Below are 15,239 nucleotides of genomic sequence, written 5' to 3'. Positions count from 1 at the left end.
GCGGCAAACTGGGCGTCAGTCGTCGTCGCCGGACTTGTCGTCGTCATCGTCGTCATCGTCGTCATCGTCGTCATCGTCGTCCCGGTCGTCGCCGTCGTCGTCCCGGTCGTCGTCGTCGACCGGCTCCTGCTCGGCCTTGAGCACCGTGCCGTTGTCCCGGTCGACGTCGACCTCGTGCTCGGTGTCGCCCGCGACGATCTCGACGCTCCAGACCGGTCGGCCGTGCTCCTGCTCGGCCTCGACCTCGACGATCTGACCGCCGCCGGCCCTGGCGAGCGCGATCTCGCCGGCCCGCTGCTGGTCGACGGCTCCGCTGGGGCCGCCGCTCGACGGGCTGCTACTCGACGGCGTACCGCTGGGGGGCGCGCCGCTCGACGGCGTGCCGCTGGTCCCCGGCGCGGAGCTGGTGGCGCTGTCGTCCGGCGCGTCCGTGGCCGTCGGGTCGACGGCGGCGGCGAGTGCCGTGCCGGTGGCCCGCGAGTCGCCGGCGGCGCTGACGCCGACGGCGACTCCGGCCACGGCCAGCACCGCCGCTCCGCCGACCGACGCCAGGAGCAGAGAGCTGCGCTTCATCATGATGTCCACCTTTCCTCGGTTGTCGACTCCGAGGATCGGCTGAATTGGGATAGCGCCGCGCTGTCCGGACGCTAAGGCCGGGTTAAGCCGTTCCCGGCGGACCTGGGCCCGCCGTCCACCGCCGGTCGCTCCGGCGACGGCGGCCCGAGCCGGAGCAGCACCTGTGCCCCGCCTCCCGGACCGGCGACCAGCTCCAGCCGACCGCCGCCGGCCTGCGCGGCGCGCCGGGCGATGTCCAGCCCGAGGCCGGTCGACCCGGCCGGGCTGGCACCCCGCCGGACCGCCCCGGCCGGCATCCCCGGGCCCTCGTCGGTGATGGTGAGCAGCACCTGGCCCTCGTCCCGGGCGAGCCGGACGGCGAAGGGCGTGCCGTCGGGGGTGTGCGCGAAAACGTTGCCCAGCAGGGCGTCCACGGCCGCCGCCAGGTCGTCGGCGGGCACACCGACGGGAAGCGGGCCGGGTGCCAGGTCGAGGGTGACGGTCCGGCCGGTGTCCTCGGCCAGCACCGACCAGAACGCGACCCGGTCACCGACGATCGTCGCGGCGTCCGAGGCAGCCGTTTCCGTCGCCGGTGACCGGCGCCAGCGGGCCTGCCGGATCAGCCCGGTGACCGCCCGTTCGAGCCCGTCAGCGGCAGCGGTGATCCGGGCTGCGTCGTCCGGGTCGCGCAGCGACTCCGCCTCCAGCCGCAGCGCCGTCAACGGCGTACGCAGCCGGTGTGACAGGTCGGCGACCTGCTCCCGCTCTTGGAGCAGGAGCACCTGGATCCGGCCGGCCAGGTGGTTGAGCGCGCCGGCCACCTCCCGCAGCTCCGCCGGGCCGGCCGGCACGACCCGGGCGTCCAGCTCGGCGTTCGCCAGCCGGTTGGAGACCGCGGAGAGGTCGCTGATCGGCCGGACCAGGGTGCGCGCCAGCCGGTCCGCGACCACCAGCCCGATCACCACCAGCACCACTCCGAGCAGGGCCAGCACCAGCCAGGCCCGGGTCACCCCGGCGGTCAGCTCGTCCCGGGGGACCACGATCCGGATCACACCGGTGCCGTCCGCGCCGCCCTGCACCGCGATGACCACCTCCCGGCCGGCCGCCGACTCCCCGGTGAGGCTCTGCCCGCGTGCCGCCAGGGCCACCGCGGGCGTACGGGGTGCCTGGGCGCCGAGCACCGTGCCGTCCGGCAGGAAGACGCTCACCGGTCGACCGGACTCCGCGGCGAGTTGCTCGACGGTGAGCCGGATGGTCGTCGCGTCGGCGGTGCCGACCACCGGCACCAGGCTCTGCGCGTCGGCGGTGGCCCGGACCGTGGCCCGGTCCTCGGCGACGGTGCGGACCAGCAACGCGAGTGGCACGAGGAACGCGATCAGGGTGAGGACGCTGACCGCGGCGACCAGCAGCGCGAGCCGCGCCCTCACCGCTGCGCCCCCGGCGCCTCCAGCCGCACCCCGACACCGCGCACGGTGTGCAGGTAGCGGGGTTCCAGAGCGCTCTCACCCAATTTGCGGCGCAACCAGGACAGGTGCACGTCGACGGTCTTGTCGGCACCGCCGTACGGGATCTGCCAGACCTCGGTGAGCAGCTCGCGCTTGGTGACCACCTGACCGGGCCGGCCGGCGAGATGGTGCAGCAGATCGAACTCGCGGGGCGTCAGCTCGACCGCCACCCCGTCCAGGGTGACCTGTCGGGCCCGGGGGTCGACCCGCAGCCCGCCGACGACGAGCGACGAGTCCTGCGCGTCGGCGCCGGAAGGCCCCCGGCGCAGCACCGCCCGGGCCCGGGCGTCGAGCTGCGCCGCGGTGAACGGCTTGACCAGGTAGTCGTCGGCTCCCGCGTCGAGGACCCGAACGATCTCGGCCTCGTCGTCGCGGGCGGTGGCCACGATGACCGGCACCGAGCTGACCGCGCGCAGCATCCGCAGCAGCTCGCGTCCGTCCAGGTCGGGCAGCCCCAGGTCGAGCACGACGAGATCGGGTCGGTCCTCGAGCGCGTCGCGGAGCCCGGCCATCGCGGTCGAGGCGGCGGCCACCGCGTGGCCGCGTTCCCGCAACGCGCGGATCAGCGGCGTACGGATCGTCAGGTCGTCCTCGATGAGCAGCAGGCGGGCCACAGCTGGCAGGCTAGCCGCTGCGGCTGGAAGCGAGGCGCACGTTAACCGTGCCTTAGCCTCCGGATATGCCGACGACAACCATGGATCGGGGATAGTCAGGGGATGGGCCGTCGTTCGATCCTCGTCGCCACCGGGTGGGTGGCCACCGCCGCCGTGGCCACCCTGATCGGGTTGGGCGCGATCCGGCTGGTGGGTGAGAGCATCACCGGCACCCCGGGCGGGGTGCGCAGCGAGGCGGAGATCGAACGGGCGCTCGCCTCGCCGGAGCCGGTGCCCGCCGGCACGACGGGCACCGCGCCGACCGCCGGCCCCGCCGCGCCGACCGCCGGCCCCGCCGCGCCGACCGCCAGCTCCGGGGTCCGCCGGGGGTTCGCCACCGGCGGCGGCACGGCCGTGGCCGAGTGCGGTGCCGGCGGCGTACGTCTCGTCTCCTGGGCGCCTGCGCAGGGCTACCGGGTCCGTGACGTGGACCGGGGCCCGGACGACGACGTCGAGGTCAAGTTCGAGGGGCCGGCCGGCGAGTACGAGCTGAAGCTGCGCTGTATCGGCTCAGAACCGGTGGCGGTTGCCGACGACTAGCGTCGCCGCAGGTCGGTGCTGGCGGGTTGCCGGGCCGAGGGGTGTACGCCACCATGGCGGTCATGTTGGCGCTGTGGCGGGACGAGTCCGGTCACCTGCGCGCATGGCGGGTGGGTCGCCGCCGCCTCGCTTGGCGTCCCCGCTTTCCTCGGCCGGAATGGCTTGGCGGCGGAGACGGCGGACCGTTCGAGATGATCGTCGTCGCCGTCATCCTCTTGCTGGGCCTGGGCTACCTGCTCAACTGGCTCGCCGCGCTGCTGGCCACCTCGGTCGTCTGGCCGTATCGAGCGGTCTCCAGCCGTTGGCCGGTTGTGGCCTACCCACTTGATTCATCCCTGGTCGCGAGGGATGACCAGCGCGGCGACCGGTCGCATCGGCGACGGGTGACGGGCCGCGCCGCCGCTTTGGCGCTGACTGAGCGGTGGGTGCGGGACATCGAACGGCAGGGCCACCTCGAAGAGGGTGGCCGACCGGCCGCACCGGACGGGGGTGCGTCCGCCACTGGCCGAGGTTCCCGATGACAGTCCAACTCACGTACACCGGTCACCTCTTCATCAACTTCGCCAATCAGACGTTCCAGTGGGTGCACATCAACCGCTTCGGGTTGCCAGCGACCGACGAGCCCGACGTTGCCCTTCTAGCGGCGTTGACCGGCCACGACTCGTTCGGCGACAACTACGCCACCGGGCCCGGGCCCGGCGGGGACCCGGAACGACACGGCCCGTACTGGCGTGACCAGATCACACCCGACTGCTACGACCTGATCGAGGCCGGGATCGCCGAGCGGTGCCTGCGATCGTGGGCCGAGCAGTTCGCTCCCGTACCCGGGCGTGTGCGGCCTGAGCTACAGCGTGCGGTGTACCAGCCGTTGCACGCCGCTGATCGTGTGTACCAGCTGCGCGACCTAGGTCCGGCCGCCTTCCACGACTGGGGCGGTGTGCACAACGACTTCCACGAGTTCGTACTCGTCGACCGCACGAGCCGTACCTTGGCCCAGATCGTGGCCGCTGACGACTGAAACCGCTGCTGCCCCTACCGGGGAAACTCATGCCGCCCGCTCTCCCAAGATCTGCGCAGTCTCAGCGAAGGTGACGCCTCACTGACCCGCCGGCCGCTCGCGGTCCGCGGCCCGGCCGATGGCGACCATGTGTAGTGTCTCCTCTCGGCGACGGACGAGCAGGGTCCCGGCCAGGAACGTCACCGGTGGGACGAGAATCAGCATCGCCCACTGCGCGGGCACCAGGGGGATGGTGTGTCCCATGTGCATGGTGGAGGTGGCCCAGCCGGCGAGGGCGCTGTCGATCACCAGGGCGAGCGCGGCCACCGGCAGGAGCATGACGACGATCCGCCGGCGTACCCCGGGGGCGAGCGTGACCAGCGCGACCAGCATGGCCAGCGCGACGGCCGCCAGACCAGCGATGTAGAGCCAGAGGACCAGCTCACTGCTGGCCTCGAGGCCGTAGAAGACCTGGTAGCTGACCCCGCCGTCAGGGTCGAACCCGGGCCTGGTCACCCGGTTGACCTCCAGCAGCGCGACCGCGGCGGCCGGCGCGAGCAGCAACGTCACCAACCGGCGTACGCCCAGCAGCGCGAGCAGCCGGTGACGCGGCGTCGGCACGGTCAGTGCGGCGGCCGCCACCACGGCGAGCGCGAACTGCGGCATGGTGTCCACCACGTACGTCAGGTTGTCGCTGGCGTGCGGTGCGACCAGCACCCCCCAGCCGATCACGCCAGCCCAGGCCGGACCGGCGGCCAACCAGCGCCACCCGGCCAGCGCGGCCGTACAGACGATCGCCCAGCCGGCCACCCGCAGCCAGTCGACGAGGTCGGTGCTGCCCGGCCCGAACCCCGGCGGCAGACCCGGGTTCCGGATGAGCTGGTCGAGCAGGGATTTGGCGGAGAGGGCGAGCAGGACGAGCCCGACCAGCAGGCCGGTCACCGCCGCCGCGTCCGCCCAGGCCGACTCGGTGAACCCCCGTGCGCCCACCCGCAGTCGGGCCCGCAGCCCGGCACCGACCAGATTCAGCACGTCACCCGGGGCGGGACGCCGTTGGCCCGGCCGCGTCCCGGCGACGAGCACGGCCAGCATCTCGTCCTCGTACGCCCGGCGGTGCTCCCACGGATAGACGGCCAGCAGCCGCCGGTAGCGGCGCTCCAGGTCGTCGCTGCTCACGCCGCACCTCCGTCGGTCAGCAGGCCGCCCCGGCGCAGCCGTACGCGAGCCGCGTCCGCGTTGTGTCGCAGGCGGGCCGCCTCGTCGGTGAGCCGACGTGCGCCCAGGGCGGTGAGTCGGTAGTAGCGGCGCAGTCGCGACTGCACCACCTCTTCGCGTTCGACCTCGATGAGGCCGTCAGCGCGGAGCCGATCGAGAACGGCGTAGAGGGTGCCGGCACGCAGTCGCACCCGGCCGTCGGAGATGCGCAGCACGTCCTCGATGACGGCGTAGCCGTGCCTGGGTGCCTCGGCCAACGCGGTGAGCACCAGGAACGTGGGCTCCCGAAGCGGACTCTCGGTCATGCCGAGGAGCATATACCGGTCAATGGTATATGCGCTGTCCGGTTGGACGACGGTCGTGGCCGGCACGGAAAGGCCCGGGCCGCCACGTCATCGGTGGCCGTTCATCTGGCGTTACGCCTCCAACTCCAGAGCGAGTGGCCCCACGGAATGCCCCGGGCGGTGCCGTGGACCCGCAGGCGTGCGCCGATCACGCCTGCTGGTGGGCAGGGTGGTGCCGAGCCTGGTTGCGGTCGCCCGGCGTGCCGTTCGCCGCTACGAGCACACCTGCCGGGACGGCGGTGCCGTTCACCCCTCGCGTCACTGCCGGTCCCGTCAGCTCCTGTCCGGCGTGTGGCGGCCGTAGGTCAGGAAGAGCGCGCCACTGTCCAGCACGGTGTGGTCGGTCAGCTGCCAGGTGCGCGGCGCGAAGACCGCGTCACGGCCGAACAGCGGGATGCCGGCGCCGATGGTCAGCGGAGCCAGCTTGACGACCAGCTCATCGATCTCGGGATACAGGGCGCCGGCCAGGGCGCCACCGCCGATCACCCAGATGTCCTTGCCGTCGTAGCGTTTGAGCTCGCGCACCGTGGTGATCGGGTCCCCGGACCTGACCTCGACGGCCGGGTCGGGGCTCTCGCCCAGGGTCCGCGAGAACACCAGGTGACGCAGGTGGGGGTAGGCATCGGTCACGCCGGCCTTCAGCCCAAGGTCGTACGAGTGACGCCCCTCCAGAACGGTGTCGAACCGCGAGCCCTCCGCGTCGATGCCGAACGCCTGCCGGGCCGGGCCCGGCAGGGTCTCCGGATACCTGGAGATGAGGTGGCGCAGGTAGTCGTCCGGAATGGGCCAGAACCCGCCAGGGCCGGTGGGGTCCGCGCCGTCGGGTCCGGCGATGAAACCGTCCACTGTGGCGGCTACGAAGTACACGAGCTTACGCACAGCCATCTCCTTGGTTGAGGCACCGGGTGCGGTGCCACGATGCCACAAGCCTTCCCGGAGGGGTCCGGGGTGGAAGCCCTCGTGCCGGTACGCACCCCGAGTGGACGTCTGATCCGGATCGGCCCGTCCGTCTTCACCTTTCAGGAGATGAAGCGGTGCCGGCGCGTAGCCTGGGCACATGGGGTTTCTGCGCTTCGCGAGGGGTTCCGGTGGCTGACGCCGACGATGTTCGTCGTCTGGCGCTGGCCCTGCCGCAGGCGGTGGAGATCGACAGTGAGGGCTTCGACTTCCGCGTGGACGGCAAGGGTTTCGTGTGGTCCTATCCCGAGCGCAGGCCGGGTGAGCCACGCGTGATCCGAACCGATATCGCGGTGCTGTTCGTCGGCGATGAGGCCGAGAAGCAGGCTCTGCTGCTCGGGGAGCCCGACCTCTTCTTCACCGCGCCCGGCTACGACGGCCTGCCACTGGTGCTGCTGTGCCTGGAGGAGGTGGGAGTCGACCGCCTGCGGGAGCTAGTGACCGACGCGTGGCGCATGCGTGCGCCGCACGCGCTCGTCGGGGACCTCGACGAAGGAAGCCTTCGCCCGGGCTGATCCGCCTGTCCTGGCGAGGGCGGCGGGCTCAGTCGCGACGGTTGCCGCGGTCCTCGAACTCGTACGTCGTGGTCAGGGCCTCCGGCAGGTCAGGGACCAGGGCGTTGGTGCCGTCGACGACCTGGACGTAGCGCTTGCCCTGAAAGATCGAGTAACTGCCGTCGGCGACCTGCTCGATCGTGAAGAGCTGCGTCTGCGCGGTCGTGTCACACACCCGGCCGCGAACGCTGCCCGGCGCGGCGTCGTGCACGACGGTCATGCAGACCTGGCTGGCGTCGCGCGCCGCGGCCAGCATGATCCGGAACTTGTCCCCCTCGGGGCGCAGGACCCACAGCGCCCGGTCGTCGACGCCCTGCTCGGTGGTGGCCCGCACCCGGTCGTCGTCACGGCCGATCGCCAGTGGTGCTCGACCGAGGCCGGGCACCACGATCAGGACCTGCCGTCGGCCGCCGAGGATCTCCTGCGGTCCCGCCGAGGCGGTCACGGACGGGACGACCGAGGGCGCGACGGTGCCGGCAGGGCCGACACCCCGGTCCGGCGTCTGGTGCCGTGCCGGCAGGAGGGCGGCGCCAGCGGTCACGACCAGCAGGAGCAGCCCCGCCCCGGAGACGGCCGTTCGGCGCCGCCGGCGCCGCTCGCCACGGCGGCGCAGGGTTTCCGCTGCGGGCAGCGTCGTGACTCGCCGGACCGCGTCGGCGACCGCCGTCAGGTCGTCGTGGTGCGGATCAGTCATGGGAGGTTCCCTCCTGCCGCGCCTCGTCCAGCAACCCGGCCATGGCCCTCCGACCGCGGGCGAGGTACGTCTTGACGGTCCCGATGGGCGCCTGCATCTCGGCTGCCACCTCGGCGACGCTGAGATCGTTCAGGTGGTGCAGCACGACGGCGCGGCGCTGGTTGGCGCTCAGCCGTTGCAGCGCCTGCAACAGGGCGACGTGGTCCTCGTTGAGTCCGGGCACGCTCTGGTCGACGGCTGCCCGGCGGTGCGCGCGCATCCGGTTGAACGTCTTGCGCCAACTGCTCACCGCGGTTCGGGAGGCGACCCGGCGGACCCATGCCTCCGGGCTGTCCGCCTGCCGCACGGTCGGCCAGCGCTGCCAGGCCCGGGTGAAGGCCTCGGCGACGGCGTCCTCCGCCTCGCTGCGGTTGCCGGTGAGGGCATAGACGTGACCCACGATCCGGCCGGCACAGGCCGCGTAGAGGGCGTCGAACTCCTCGGCGTCACGCATCTGACCTGCGCTTTCCGACGTCTCGTCCCGTGGTCACCGGCCGCATGTAACCGGGCGGCACACCTGGTCGCGCCCGCGCGGTACGCAATTGTGGCGACCGTCACACCTCCAATGATCAACCCGTCGACCGCGCCAGGCGTCATCGTGCCGTCCCGGGAGACGCCCGTGGCGGAGAGGACGATGTGCGACGACGGCAACGACGCGCCCTGACAGCCGGAGTGCTCGCGACCGCACTGGCGGCAGCGGGCCTGACGGCTTCCCCCGCGGACGCGCAGGAGAAGCCGGCGGCAACGGTCTCCGGGCCGCGCGGCACCTTCACGTTGATCACCGGGGACCGGGTTTCGCTCGACGCGGGCGGCCCTCCGCGGATCCAGCGGGGACCGGGACGGGCCGGCATGCGGTTCGTGAGCAGCCGGGAGGGTGGCCACCAGTACGTCATCCCGGTGGACGCGATGCCGATGCTGCGCGACGGGCGGCTCGACCGGCGGCTGTTCGACCTCACCGCGCTCGGTGAGTTCGGCTACGACGACCGGACGGCCGAGCTGCCGCTGCTGGTCACGTACCCGGAGAACATGGCGGCGCAGGCGCGGTCCGCCGCCGTCGCCGGAGCCGCACGGGTGCGGGCCGACCTGCCCGCCGCCCACGCGCTGGCCGTGCGGGCGGGCTTGGACGACCGGGCCGAGCTGTGGTCGTCACTCACCCGCGGCACGTCGTCGGCGCGCGCGCTCGCCGCCGGGATCACCCACGTGTGGCTGGACGGCAAGCGACGAGTGTCCCTCGATCGCAGCGTGCCGCAGATCGGCGCCCCGGCGGCCTGGCAGGAGGGCTTCGACGGCGACGGCGTGACGGTCGGGGTGCTGGACACCGGCATCGACGCCAGCCACCCCGACTTCGCCGGGCACATCGCCGCGATCCACGACTTCACCGGCGGCAACGACCCCGGCGACACGGTCGGCCACGGCACCCACGTGGCGTCGACCATCATGGGCAGTGGCGCCGCCTCCGGCGGCAGGTACCGCGGCGTGGCGCCGGGCGCGAAGCTGGTCGTCGGCAAGGTCTGCGCCACCACCGAGTGCCAGGACTCGGACATCATCGCCGGCATGCAGTGGGCCGCGCCGCAGGCCCGGGTGATCAACCTGAGCCTCGGCGACAAGGACACGCCGGCTCTCGACCCGCTGGAGACCGCGGTCCAGGACCTCAGCCACCGGTACGGCACCCTCTTCGTGGTCGCCGCCGGCAACGAAGGCAAGCCGAAGTCGGTCTCGACGCCAGCCTCCGCTGACGACGCCCTCGCCGTCGCCGCGGTCGACGCCGACGACCAGCGGGCCTACTTCTCGAGCCGGGGCCCCCGCGTCGGCGACAACCACATCAAGCCCGAGATCAGCGCGCCAGGCGTCGACATCGTGGCGGCCGCCCCCGGCGGCGGCTACGCCCCCATGTCGGGCACGTCGATGGCGACGCCGCACGTGGCGGGCTCGGCCGCGATCCTCGCCGGGCGCCATCCCGACTGGTCCGGTGCCCAGCTCAAGGCTGCCCTGATGGGCTCGGCCAAGCCGGCCGACGCCGACAGCCTCTATGACCAGGGCGCCGGGCGGGTCGACGTCGGTCGTGCCGTCGCTCAGCCCGTCGCCACCGACGTCGCCGCGATCGACTTCCCGGTCCAGCGCTGGCCCCACGCCGACGACACCCCGTTCACCCGCGTCATCGGTTACCGCAACACCGGCACCGCCCCGGTCAGTCTCTCGCTCAGCGTCACCCCGGCTCCCGCCGGAATGATCACTGTCAGCCCGGCCACCCTGGTGGTGCCGGCCGGCGGTCGCGCCGAGGCCACGGTCACGGTGGACACCCGGGGAGAGGCCACCGACGGCCTCTACCCGGGCGCGGTGACCGCGACCGGCGCCGGCGACCTGCGGGTACGGACGCCGTTCGCGCTCAACCGGGAGATCGAGAGCTACGACGTCCGGCTCGACCACACCGGGCGCGACGGCAAACCGGCAACGGAGTACGAGACCGTGGCGGCGAACCTGACCACCGGCGAGTTCACCACCCTCGCCGGGCAACCGGGCGGCGGCACGATGCGGCTGCCCAAGGGCCGCTACGCGCTGTACAGCACGATCCACGAGGGCGGCAAGTCGTCCCTGCTCGTGCAGCCGGTCCTGGACGTACGCGGCCCGGTCACCGAGGCGCTCGACGCCCGCACCGCCCGGCCGGTCTCGCTGACCGTGCCCCAGCGGGACGCCGCACCGCTCTCGATCAACGTGAGCGCGAACTGGAACGACGGCTTCCGCTACCCGGGTGTCCAGCTCAGCGGGGTGTCGTTCGCGGACGTCTTCTTCGGCCGGATCGGGCCCGCCGTCACGGCCCCCGAGTTCGCGGCGACACTCGGCGTCGGGCTCGCCCGCCCGGGCCTGGACGGGACGTTCCGGAACAGCCCCTACACGTACGACCTCGCGTACGTGCGCCAGGGCGACATGTTCACTGGCCTGACCAGCAAGCTCACCCCGAAGAACCTCGCCACCGTCAAGACGACCTACCGCAGCCAGTCCAGCAACGCGACCGCCGTCCGCTTCCACCGCGCGGCGTCCCCCGGCGGCCCGGGACCGATCGGTTCGAGCAACTCGTTCGACCTGCCGTTCCACGCCACCGAGTACTACAACACCGACGGAGGCCTCGTCTGGACGTCCACGTTCGTCGAGGGCGACAACCTCACCACGCAGGAGTCCACCTTCCAGGCGGGCAGGACCTACCACCAGACCTGGAACGCGGCACCCTTCGGGCCCACGTTGGCCCAGCCCCCGGCCTGGTCGTCGCTCGGCTACGCGGGCCGCGACGGGGATACCATCTCGATCGCTTCGCCGCCCCTTTTCGGCGACGCTTCCGGCCGCCCCGGCAGCCGTGAGGACCTGCAGGTCCGTTACCGGTTGTCGCAGAACGGCAAGGAGATCGCCACCGCCGACGGCTCGTACGCGGACTTCTCGGTGCCCGCCGGCAAGGCCACCTACCGCCTGGAGGCGACCGTCACCCGCGGTGCTCCGGACACCCTGTCGACATCGGTCTCGGTGGCCTGGACCTTCACCTCGGCGCACACGTCGAAGCCGGAGCCGCTGCCCTTGACCACGGCCCGGCCGACGCCCGTGCTGGACGACACCAACACGGCCCGGGCGGGCCGGGCGATGACCATCCCCGTGGCACTCGACCAGCAGCCGGGATCGGCGGCCGCGCCGAACCGGACGCTCGGCGTCTCCGCGTCGTTCGACGACGGCAGGACGTGGGTCGCGTTGCCGGTCATCCGGGGCGTCGCCCGGATCACCCATCCGCGCCAGCCCGGCTTCGTGTCGTTGCGCATGACGGCTACCGACACCGCCGGCAACACGGTGACGCAGACGATCCAGCGGGCCTACCGGATCGCCTGAACCGGGCCGGGTCCGGGGTGGACGGCTAGCTGCCGCCGTCCACCCCGGGCCGGACCACCGGGGCAGCCCACAGCCGCCGTCAGGTCATGACGGCCGCCCGCCGAACGCCCAGTTGTGCACCTCGATGTCGGCGTACCGATCCAGGGTCAGGACGGCGCGCGCCGTGTCCGGGTCCGACGCCTGGACCAGCGCAGCCGTACCCAGCCAGGTGACGCCATCGTCGGACAGCAGCGGCCCGTACGCGATCAGTCCGTCCCGGTCCGACGGCACGGCGAGGTCGGCGGCCTGCCCCGTGCCGAGGCCGAGCACCAGGTACCGGCCACCACCCATGCGCCCTCCAGGGAAGTCCCACATGGTGCGCCCCAGGGTGTTGCGCCAGCGGCGCAGCAGTACGTCCCGGTACACCCCGGCCTGGTAGTTGGGCTCGTCGAAGGCGAACGCCAGAGCGGCGGCGGAATCTGGCAGGTCGACGATGTGCAGACTGCCGGTGGGCGTGTCACCGTCGTCGGCGAAGGTCGGGCCGCGGGCGATCATCTCCGCCGCGTACCGGTCCATGTAGGACCAGTGCTCTTCCAGCAGCTCGCCGCGCAGCGCCAGAGAGCCGCGCCGGTCCCGGTGGTAGCAGAGGAACTCCATGCCACGATTCTTGACCTTCGTGGCAGACACGGACGCAGGTGGGGTGCCAGGCAAATGAGATTGAGTCGCCGTCATCTACCGACCCGTACGATGCCTGGCATGGCGAGAGAACGCTCGTTCACAAGGCGAAAGCCGCCGATTGGTGCGTTCATGGCCATCGCGGTGACCATCGTTTGTGCGTGCGTCACGCTGCTGGTTCTCGCTAGCGCGATCTACATGGCGGTTGTCTTTGCAGCCGATCACGAGCTGGGCGGCTCGGCGTGGCTGGCCGTGGCCTGCATGACCACGTTCGGTCTGATCAGCGGGTCGGCAACCGCATATCTCGGCCGGCGCGGGGTTCAAGACCTCCAGAGAGCCAAAATGACCTCAACCGCGGACTCAGCCTGACCCAGGTGTGGTGCCGGCACGGCCGGTGACTACTGCCGTCGGAGCAGCCCCGCGATGAGCAGCTCGACCAGTCGTCGAGCGTCATAGTTGGGGTCGCTGTCGGCGCCGATACAGAGGTTGCCGACGCCGCGCATCAGTTCGTAGGCATGCATGCCGGGGCGTATCTCGCCGGCCTCTGCCGCGGCGTCGAGCAGTTGGGTACACACGGGCACGAGGCGGTCGAGGAAGTAGGCGTGCAGTGTGTCGAAGCCGGCGTTGTCGGGCTGTAGCACGCCGGCAAGCCCGCGCTTGGTGACCAGGAAGTCGACGAAGAGGTCGATCCATCGCCCGAGGGCGGCGTGCGGAGTCGCACTGCTCGCGAGCAGGGCCGGCCCCGCCTCGGCACAGGCCTCGACCTGGTGCCGGTAGACGGCGATGATCAGATCGGCGCGCGTCGGGAAGTGTCGGTAGATCGTGCCCGTCCCGACGCCGGACTTGGCCGCGATGTCGCGTACCGGCGCTTCGACGCCCGACGTCACGAAGACCGCGGCGGCCGCGTCGAGCAGGGCCTTCTCGTTGCGCACCGCATCAGCCCGCCTGCGCGGGGATGCGCCCGCACTCCCGTCACCCTCGGTCGCCACGCTGTTCCTTCCGTCACCGGCCTTGTCAAACGGAACACCGTTCCGTATCGTTTAACGGAGCGAGGTTCCGTTTGCTCATGATGCCAGAGCAGGGGCCGACAACCAAGCCACGCGCCACCACACCTCACCGACCAGTGGAGGAAACCTCATGCAGTACCGCACCTTGGGCCGCACCGGTGTGCAGGTCAGCACTCTCGCGCTCGGCGCGATGAACTTCGGCAAGATCGGACAGACGACCCAGGACGACGCCACCGCCATCGTCGACGCCGCCCTCGAAGCCGGGATCAACCTCATCGACACCGCCGACATGTACAGCCAGGGCGAGTCGGAACAGATGGTCGGCAAGGCCATCGCCGGCCGCCGCGACGACATCGTGCTGGCCACGAAGGCGAGCATGCCCATGGGCGACGAGCGCAACCATCAGGGCAGTTCGCGCCGCTGGTTGATCACCGAGCTGGACAACAGCCTGCGCCGTCTGGGCGTCGACCACGTCGATCTCTACCAGATCCACCGGTGGGACCCGAGGACCAGCGACGAGGAGACACTGTCGGCCCTGACCGACCTGCAGCGCGCCGGAAAGATCCGCTACTTCGGCTCCTCGACCTTTCCCGCGTACCGCATCGTGCAGGCCGAGTGGGCCGCCCGGGAAAACCACCTGAGCCGGTACGTCACTGAGCAGCCCGGCTACTCGATCCTGCAGCGCGGGATCGAGACCCACGTCCTGCCCGTGACCGAGCAGTACGGACTCGGCGTGCTGGTGTGGAGCCCCCTGGCCTCCGGCTGGCTGTCGGGCGTGATCCGCGAGGGCCAGGAGATCGCCACCAACCGCTCCGCGTTCATGCCGCAGCGCTTCGACACCACCATCCCCGCCAACCGCGCCAAGCTGGACGCCGTCGAGCAGTTGGCCAAGGTCGCCGACGCGGCCGGCCTGACGATGATCCAGCTCGCGCTCGGGTTCGTCACCGCGCACCCCGCCGTCACCAGCGCGATCATCGGCCCGCGCACCACGGACCACCTGCACTCTCAGCTCGCCGCCGCGGACACCGTGCTCACCGCTGACGTGCTCGATGCGATCGACGCGATCGTCCCTCCCGGCGTCGACCTTGCCGCCCACGAGAAGTTCGACACTCCGCCCGCCCTGCTCGACCCGTCATTGCGGCGCCGGTGATCGCTCCCCCGATCGTCAGGCCTGCCGACGGACGAACGGCGCGGTCTGGTCAGCGACGTCTCCGTACTCCGCCGGCAGCTGGGTGACCACCTGTTCGTAGTCGGTGGGGTCGAGGGCGTCCCGGAGGACGTCGAAAACGGCCGTCACCCCGTCCCTCGCCGCGTCCATGTCGAGGTCCGCGCGGCCGCTGACCCGATCGACGAAGACGTCGAGGCCGAACCGTTCCGCGGTTTCGCTGCCGCCGAAGGCGTACGCCCGCAGCCCGGCAGGAAGCTGGCCGGCCAGGTCGCGCGCCTCACCGCCGTCGATCCGTTCGGCCAGGGTGGTCAAGGTGGCCTGCGTGACGGCAGTCGCCTGCTCCGACGACATCCCGGATCGCGTCGCCACCAGGGCGAGGAACTCGTTGTCGTTCACCGTGCGGCCTTCCTCTCGCCGTTGGAGCAGTCGAGTTCCCAGGCTCCATGTCGACAAACGAGGTCACCCGTCGATGCGAATCCCAGATCCTGCG

General features: G+C 71.8%; 18 protein-coding genes. 7 read left to right on the top strand and 11 right to left on the bottom strand.

Going from position 1 to position 15,239, the window contains the following annotated elements; all coding sequences use genetic code 11:
- Nucleotides 1–15: 15 nt before the first annotated feature.
- The 3 genes from BUS84_RS32870 to BUS84_RS32860 form a co-directional block, all read right to left on the bottom strand.
- Entirely contained in the window at nt 16–576 is a 561-nt protein-coding gene (locus BUS84_RS32870; RefSeq protein WP_244298797.1) for a PepSY domain-containing protein, read from the bottom strand.
- Nucleotides 577–647: 71 nt separating this feature from the next.
- Nucleotides 648–1,982, bottom strand: coding sequence for a sensor histidine kinase (locus BUS84_RS32865; protein ID WP_074318263.1), 1,335 nt, complete (start codon nt 1,980–1,982; stop codon nt 648–650).
- Nucleotides 1,979–2,674: a response regulator transcription factor gene (locus tag BUS84_RS32860; RefSeq protein ID WP_074318262.1), complete on the bottom strand. Its 696-nt coding sequence runs from the start codon at nt 2,672–2,674 to the stop codon at nt 1,979–1,981. Before BUS84_RS32860 ends, BUS84_RS32865 begins: the two co-directional genes overlap by 4 nt.
- Before the next feature lie 102 nt (nt 2,675–2,776).
- Between BUS84_RS32860 and BUS84_RS32855 the strand changes: the two genes are divergently transcribed.
- The 3 genes from BUS84_RS32855 (at nt 2,777) to BUS84_RS32845 (ending at nt 4,271) form a co-directional block, all read left to right on the top strand.
- Complete coding sequence (locus tag BUS84_RS32855; protein WP_074318261.1) at nt 2,777–3,253, top strand: septum formation initiator; 477 nt, start codon at nt 2,777–2,779, stop codon at nt 3,251–3,253.
- A gap of 62 nt (nt 3,254–3,315) precedes the next feature.
- Nucleotides 3,316–3,774, top strand: coding sequence for a hypothetical protein (locus BUS84_RS32850; protein ID WP_143728592.1), 459 nt, complete (start codon nt 3,316–3,318; stop codon nt 3,772–3,774).
- Entirely contained in the window at nt 3,771–4,271 is a 501-nt protein-coding gene (locus BUS84_RS32845; protein WP_074318259.1) for a hypothetical protein, read from the top strand. The genes BUS84_RS32850 and BUS84_RS32845 overlap by 4 nt, the downstream gene beginning before the upstream one ends.
- A 78-nt stretch (nt 4,272–4,349) precedes the next feature.
- Here BUS84_RS32845 and BUS84_RS32840 read toward each other — a convergent pair whose 3' ends face one another.
- From BUS84_RS32840 to BUS84_RS32830, 3 genes are all read right to left on the bottom strand, one after another.
- Nucleotides 4,350–5,426 (bottom strand): hypothetical protein, encoded by a 1,077-nt coding sequence (locus BUS84_RS32840; protein WP_074318258.1) that lies wholly within the window; start codon nt 5,424–5,426, stop codon nt 4,350–4,352.
- Entirely contained in the window at nt 5,423–5,770 is a 348-nt protein-coding gene (locus tag BUS84_RS32835; protein ID WP_074319283.1) for a PadR family transcriptional regulator, read from the bottom strand. Before BUS84_RS32835 ends, BUS84_RS32840 begins: the two co-directional genes overlap by 4 nt.
- A gap of 312 nt (nt 5,771–6,082) precedes the next feature.
- Nucleotides 6,083–6,694, bottom strand: coding sequence for a dihydrofolate reductase family protein (locus tag BUS84_RS32830; protein ID WP_425293477.1), 612 nt, complete (start codon nt 6,692–6,694; stop codon nt 6,083–6,085).
- 203 nt (nt 6,695–6,897) lie between these two features.
- Between BUS84_RS32830 and BUS84_RS32825 the strand changes: the two genes are divergently transcribed.
- Nucleotides 6,898–7,281 (top strand): MmcQ/YjbR family DNA-binding protein, encoded by a 384-nt coding sequence (locus BUS84_RS32825; protein WP_074318257.1) that lies wholly within the window; start codon nt 6,898–6,900, stop codon nt 7,279–7,281.
- Between the two features lie 28 nt (nt 7,282–7,309).
- Here BUS84_RS32825 and BUS84_RS32820 read toward each other — a convergent pair whose 3' ends face one another.
- A complete protein-coding gene (locus BUS84_RS32820; protein WP_074318256.1) occupies nt 7,310–8,014 on the bottom strand; it encodes a hypothetical protein in 705 nt (234 codons plus the stop codon).
- Nucleotides 8,007–8,507 (bottom strand): SigE family RNA polymerase sigma factor, encoded by a 501-nt coding sequence (locus BUS84_RS32815; RefSeq protein ID WP_074318255.1) that lies wholly within the window; start codon nt 8,505–8,507, stop codon nt 8,007–8,009. The genes BUS84_RS32820 and BUS84_RS32815 overlap by 8 nt, the downstream gene beginning before the upstream one ends.
- A gap of 182 nt (nt 8,508–8,689) precedes the next feature.
- Between BUS84_RS32815 and BUS84_RS32810 the strand changes: the two genes are divergently transcribed.
- Entirely contained in the window at nt 8,690–11,920 is a 3,231-nt protein-coding gene (locus tag BUS84_RS32810) for a S8 family peptidase (RefSeq protein WP_143728591.1), read from the top strand.
- Nucleotides 11,921–12,004: 84 nt separating this feature from the next.
- On the opposite strand, the gene BUS84_RS32805 is transcribed toward BUS84_RS32810, so the two are convergent.
- A complete protein-coding gene (locus tag BUS84_RS32805; protein WP_074318254.1) occupies nt 12,005–12,556 on the bottom strand; it encodes a YciI family protein in 552 nt (183 codons plus the stop codon).
- Between the two features lie 99 nt (nt 12,557–12,655).
- Between BUS84_RS32805 and BUS84_RS32800 the strand changes: the two genes are divergently transcribed.
- Nucleotides 12,656–12,943 carry a hypothetical protein gene (locus BUS84_RS32800; RefSeq protein ID WP_143728590.1) on the top strand — a complete coding sequence of 96 codons (288 nt, stop codon included), beginning with the start codon at nt 12,656–12,658 and terminating at the stop codon, nt 12,941–12,943.
- 29 nt (nt 12,944–12,972) lie between these two features.
- Here BUS84_RS32800 and BUS84_RS32795 read toward each other — a convergent pair whose 3' ends face one another.
- Entirely contained in the window at nt 12,973–13,563 is a 591-nt protein-coding gene (locus tag BUS84_RS32795) for a TetR/AcrR family transcriptional regulator (protein ID WP_074318252.1), read from the bottom strand.
- Between the two features lie 148 nt (nt 13,564–13,711).
- On the opposite strand from BUS84_RS32795, the gene BUS84_RS32790 reads away from it, so the two are divergent.
- Entirely contained in the window at nt 13,712–14,731 is a 1,020-nt protein-coding gene (locus BUS84_RS32790) for an aldo/keto reductase (RefSeq protein ID WP_074318251.1), read from the top strand.
- Between the two features lie 15 nt (nt 14,732–14,746).
- Here BUS84_RS32790 and BUS84_RS32785 read toward each other — a convergent pair whose 3' ends face one another.
- Entirely contained in the window at nt 14,747–15,145 is a 399-nt protein-coding gene (locus BUS84_RS32785) for a DUF2267 domain-containing protein (RefSeq protein WP_074318250.1), read from the bottom strand.
- Nucleotides 15,146–15,239: the final 94 nt, after the last annotated feature.

The sequence above is a fragment of the Micromonospora cremea genome (genome assembly GCF_900143515.1).
Classification (GTDB): Bacteria; Actinomycetota; Actinomycetes; order Mycobacteriales; family Micromonosporaceae; genus Micromonospora; species Micromonospora cremea.
The sequence above is the reverse complement of the archived record's forward strand: the minus strand, read 5'-3'. Positions and strand labels throughout refer to the sequence as shown.

What these genes read in the sequence shown, in the direction of transcription:
- BUS84_RS32870 (WP_244298797.1), bottom strand. Translation starts at nt 576, where the DNA reads ATGATGAAGCGCAGCTCTCTGCTCCTGGCGTCGGTCGGCGGAGCGGCG.
- BUS84_RS32855 (WP_074318261.1), top strand. Translation starts at nt 2,777, where the DNA reads ATGGGCCGTCGTTCGATCCTCGTCGCCACCGGGTGGGTGGCCACCGCC.
- BUS84_RS32850 (WP_143728592.1), top strand. Translation starts at nt 3,316, where the DNA reads ATGTTGGCGCTGTGGCGGGACGAGTCCGGTCACCTGCGCGCATGGCGG.
- BUS84_RS32845 (WP_074318259.1), top strand. Translation starts at nt 3,771, where the DNA reads ATGACAGTCCAACTCACGTACACCGGTCACCTCTTCATCAACTTCGCC.
- BUS84_RS32835 (WP_074319283.1), bottom strand. Translation starts at nt 5,770, where the DNA reads ATGACCGAGAGTCCGCTTCGGGAGCCCACGTTCCTGGTGCTCACCGCG.
- BUS84_RS32830 (WP_425293477.1), bottom strand. Translation starts at nt 6,694, where the DNA reads ATGGCTGTGCGTAAGCTCGTGTACTTCGTAGCCGCCACAGTGGACGGT.
- BUS84_RS32820 (WP_074318256.1), bottom strand. Translation starts at nt 8,014, where the DNA reads ATGACTGATCCGCACCACGACGACCTGACGGCGGTCGCCGACGCGGTC.
- BUS84_RS32815 (WP_074318255.1), bottom strand. Translation starts at nt 8,507, where the DNA reads ATGCGTGACGCCGAGGAGTTCGACGCCCTCTACGCGGCCTGTGCCGGC.
- BUS84_RS32805 (WP_074318254.1), bottom strand. Translation starts at nt 12,556, where the DNA reads ATGGAGTTCCTCTGCTACCACCGGGACCGGCGCGGCTCTCTGGCGCTG.
- BUS84_RS32800 (WP_143728590.1), top strand. Translation starts at nt 12,656, where the DNA reads ATGGCGAGAGAACGCTCGTTCACAAGGCGAAAGCCGCCGATTGGTGCG.
- BUS84_RS32790 (WP_074318251.1), top strand. Translation starts at nt 13,712, where the DNA reads ATGCAGTACCGCACCTTGGGCCGCACCGGTGTGCAGGTCAGCACTCTC.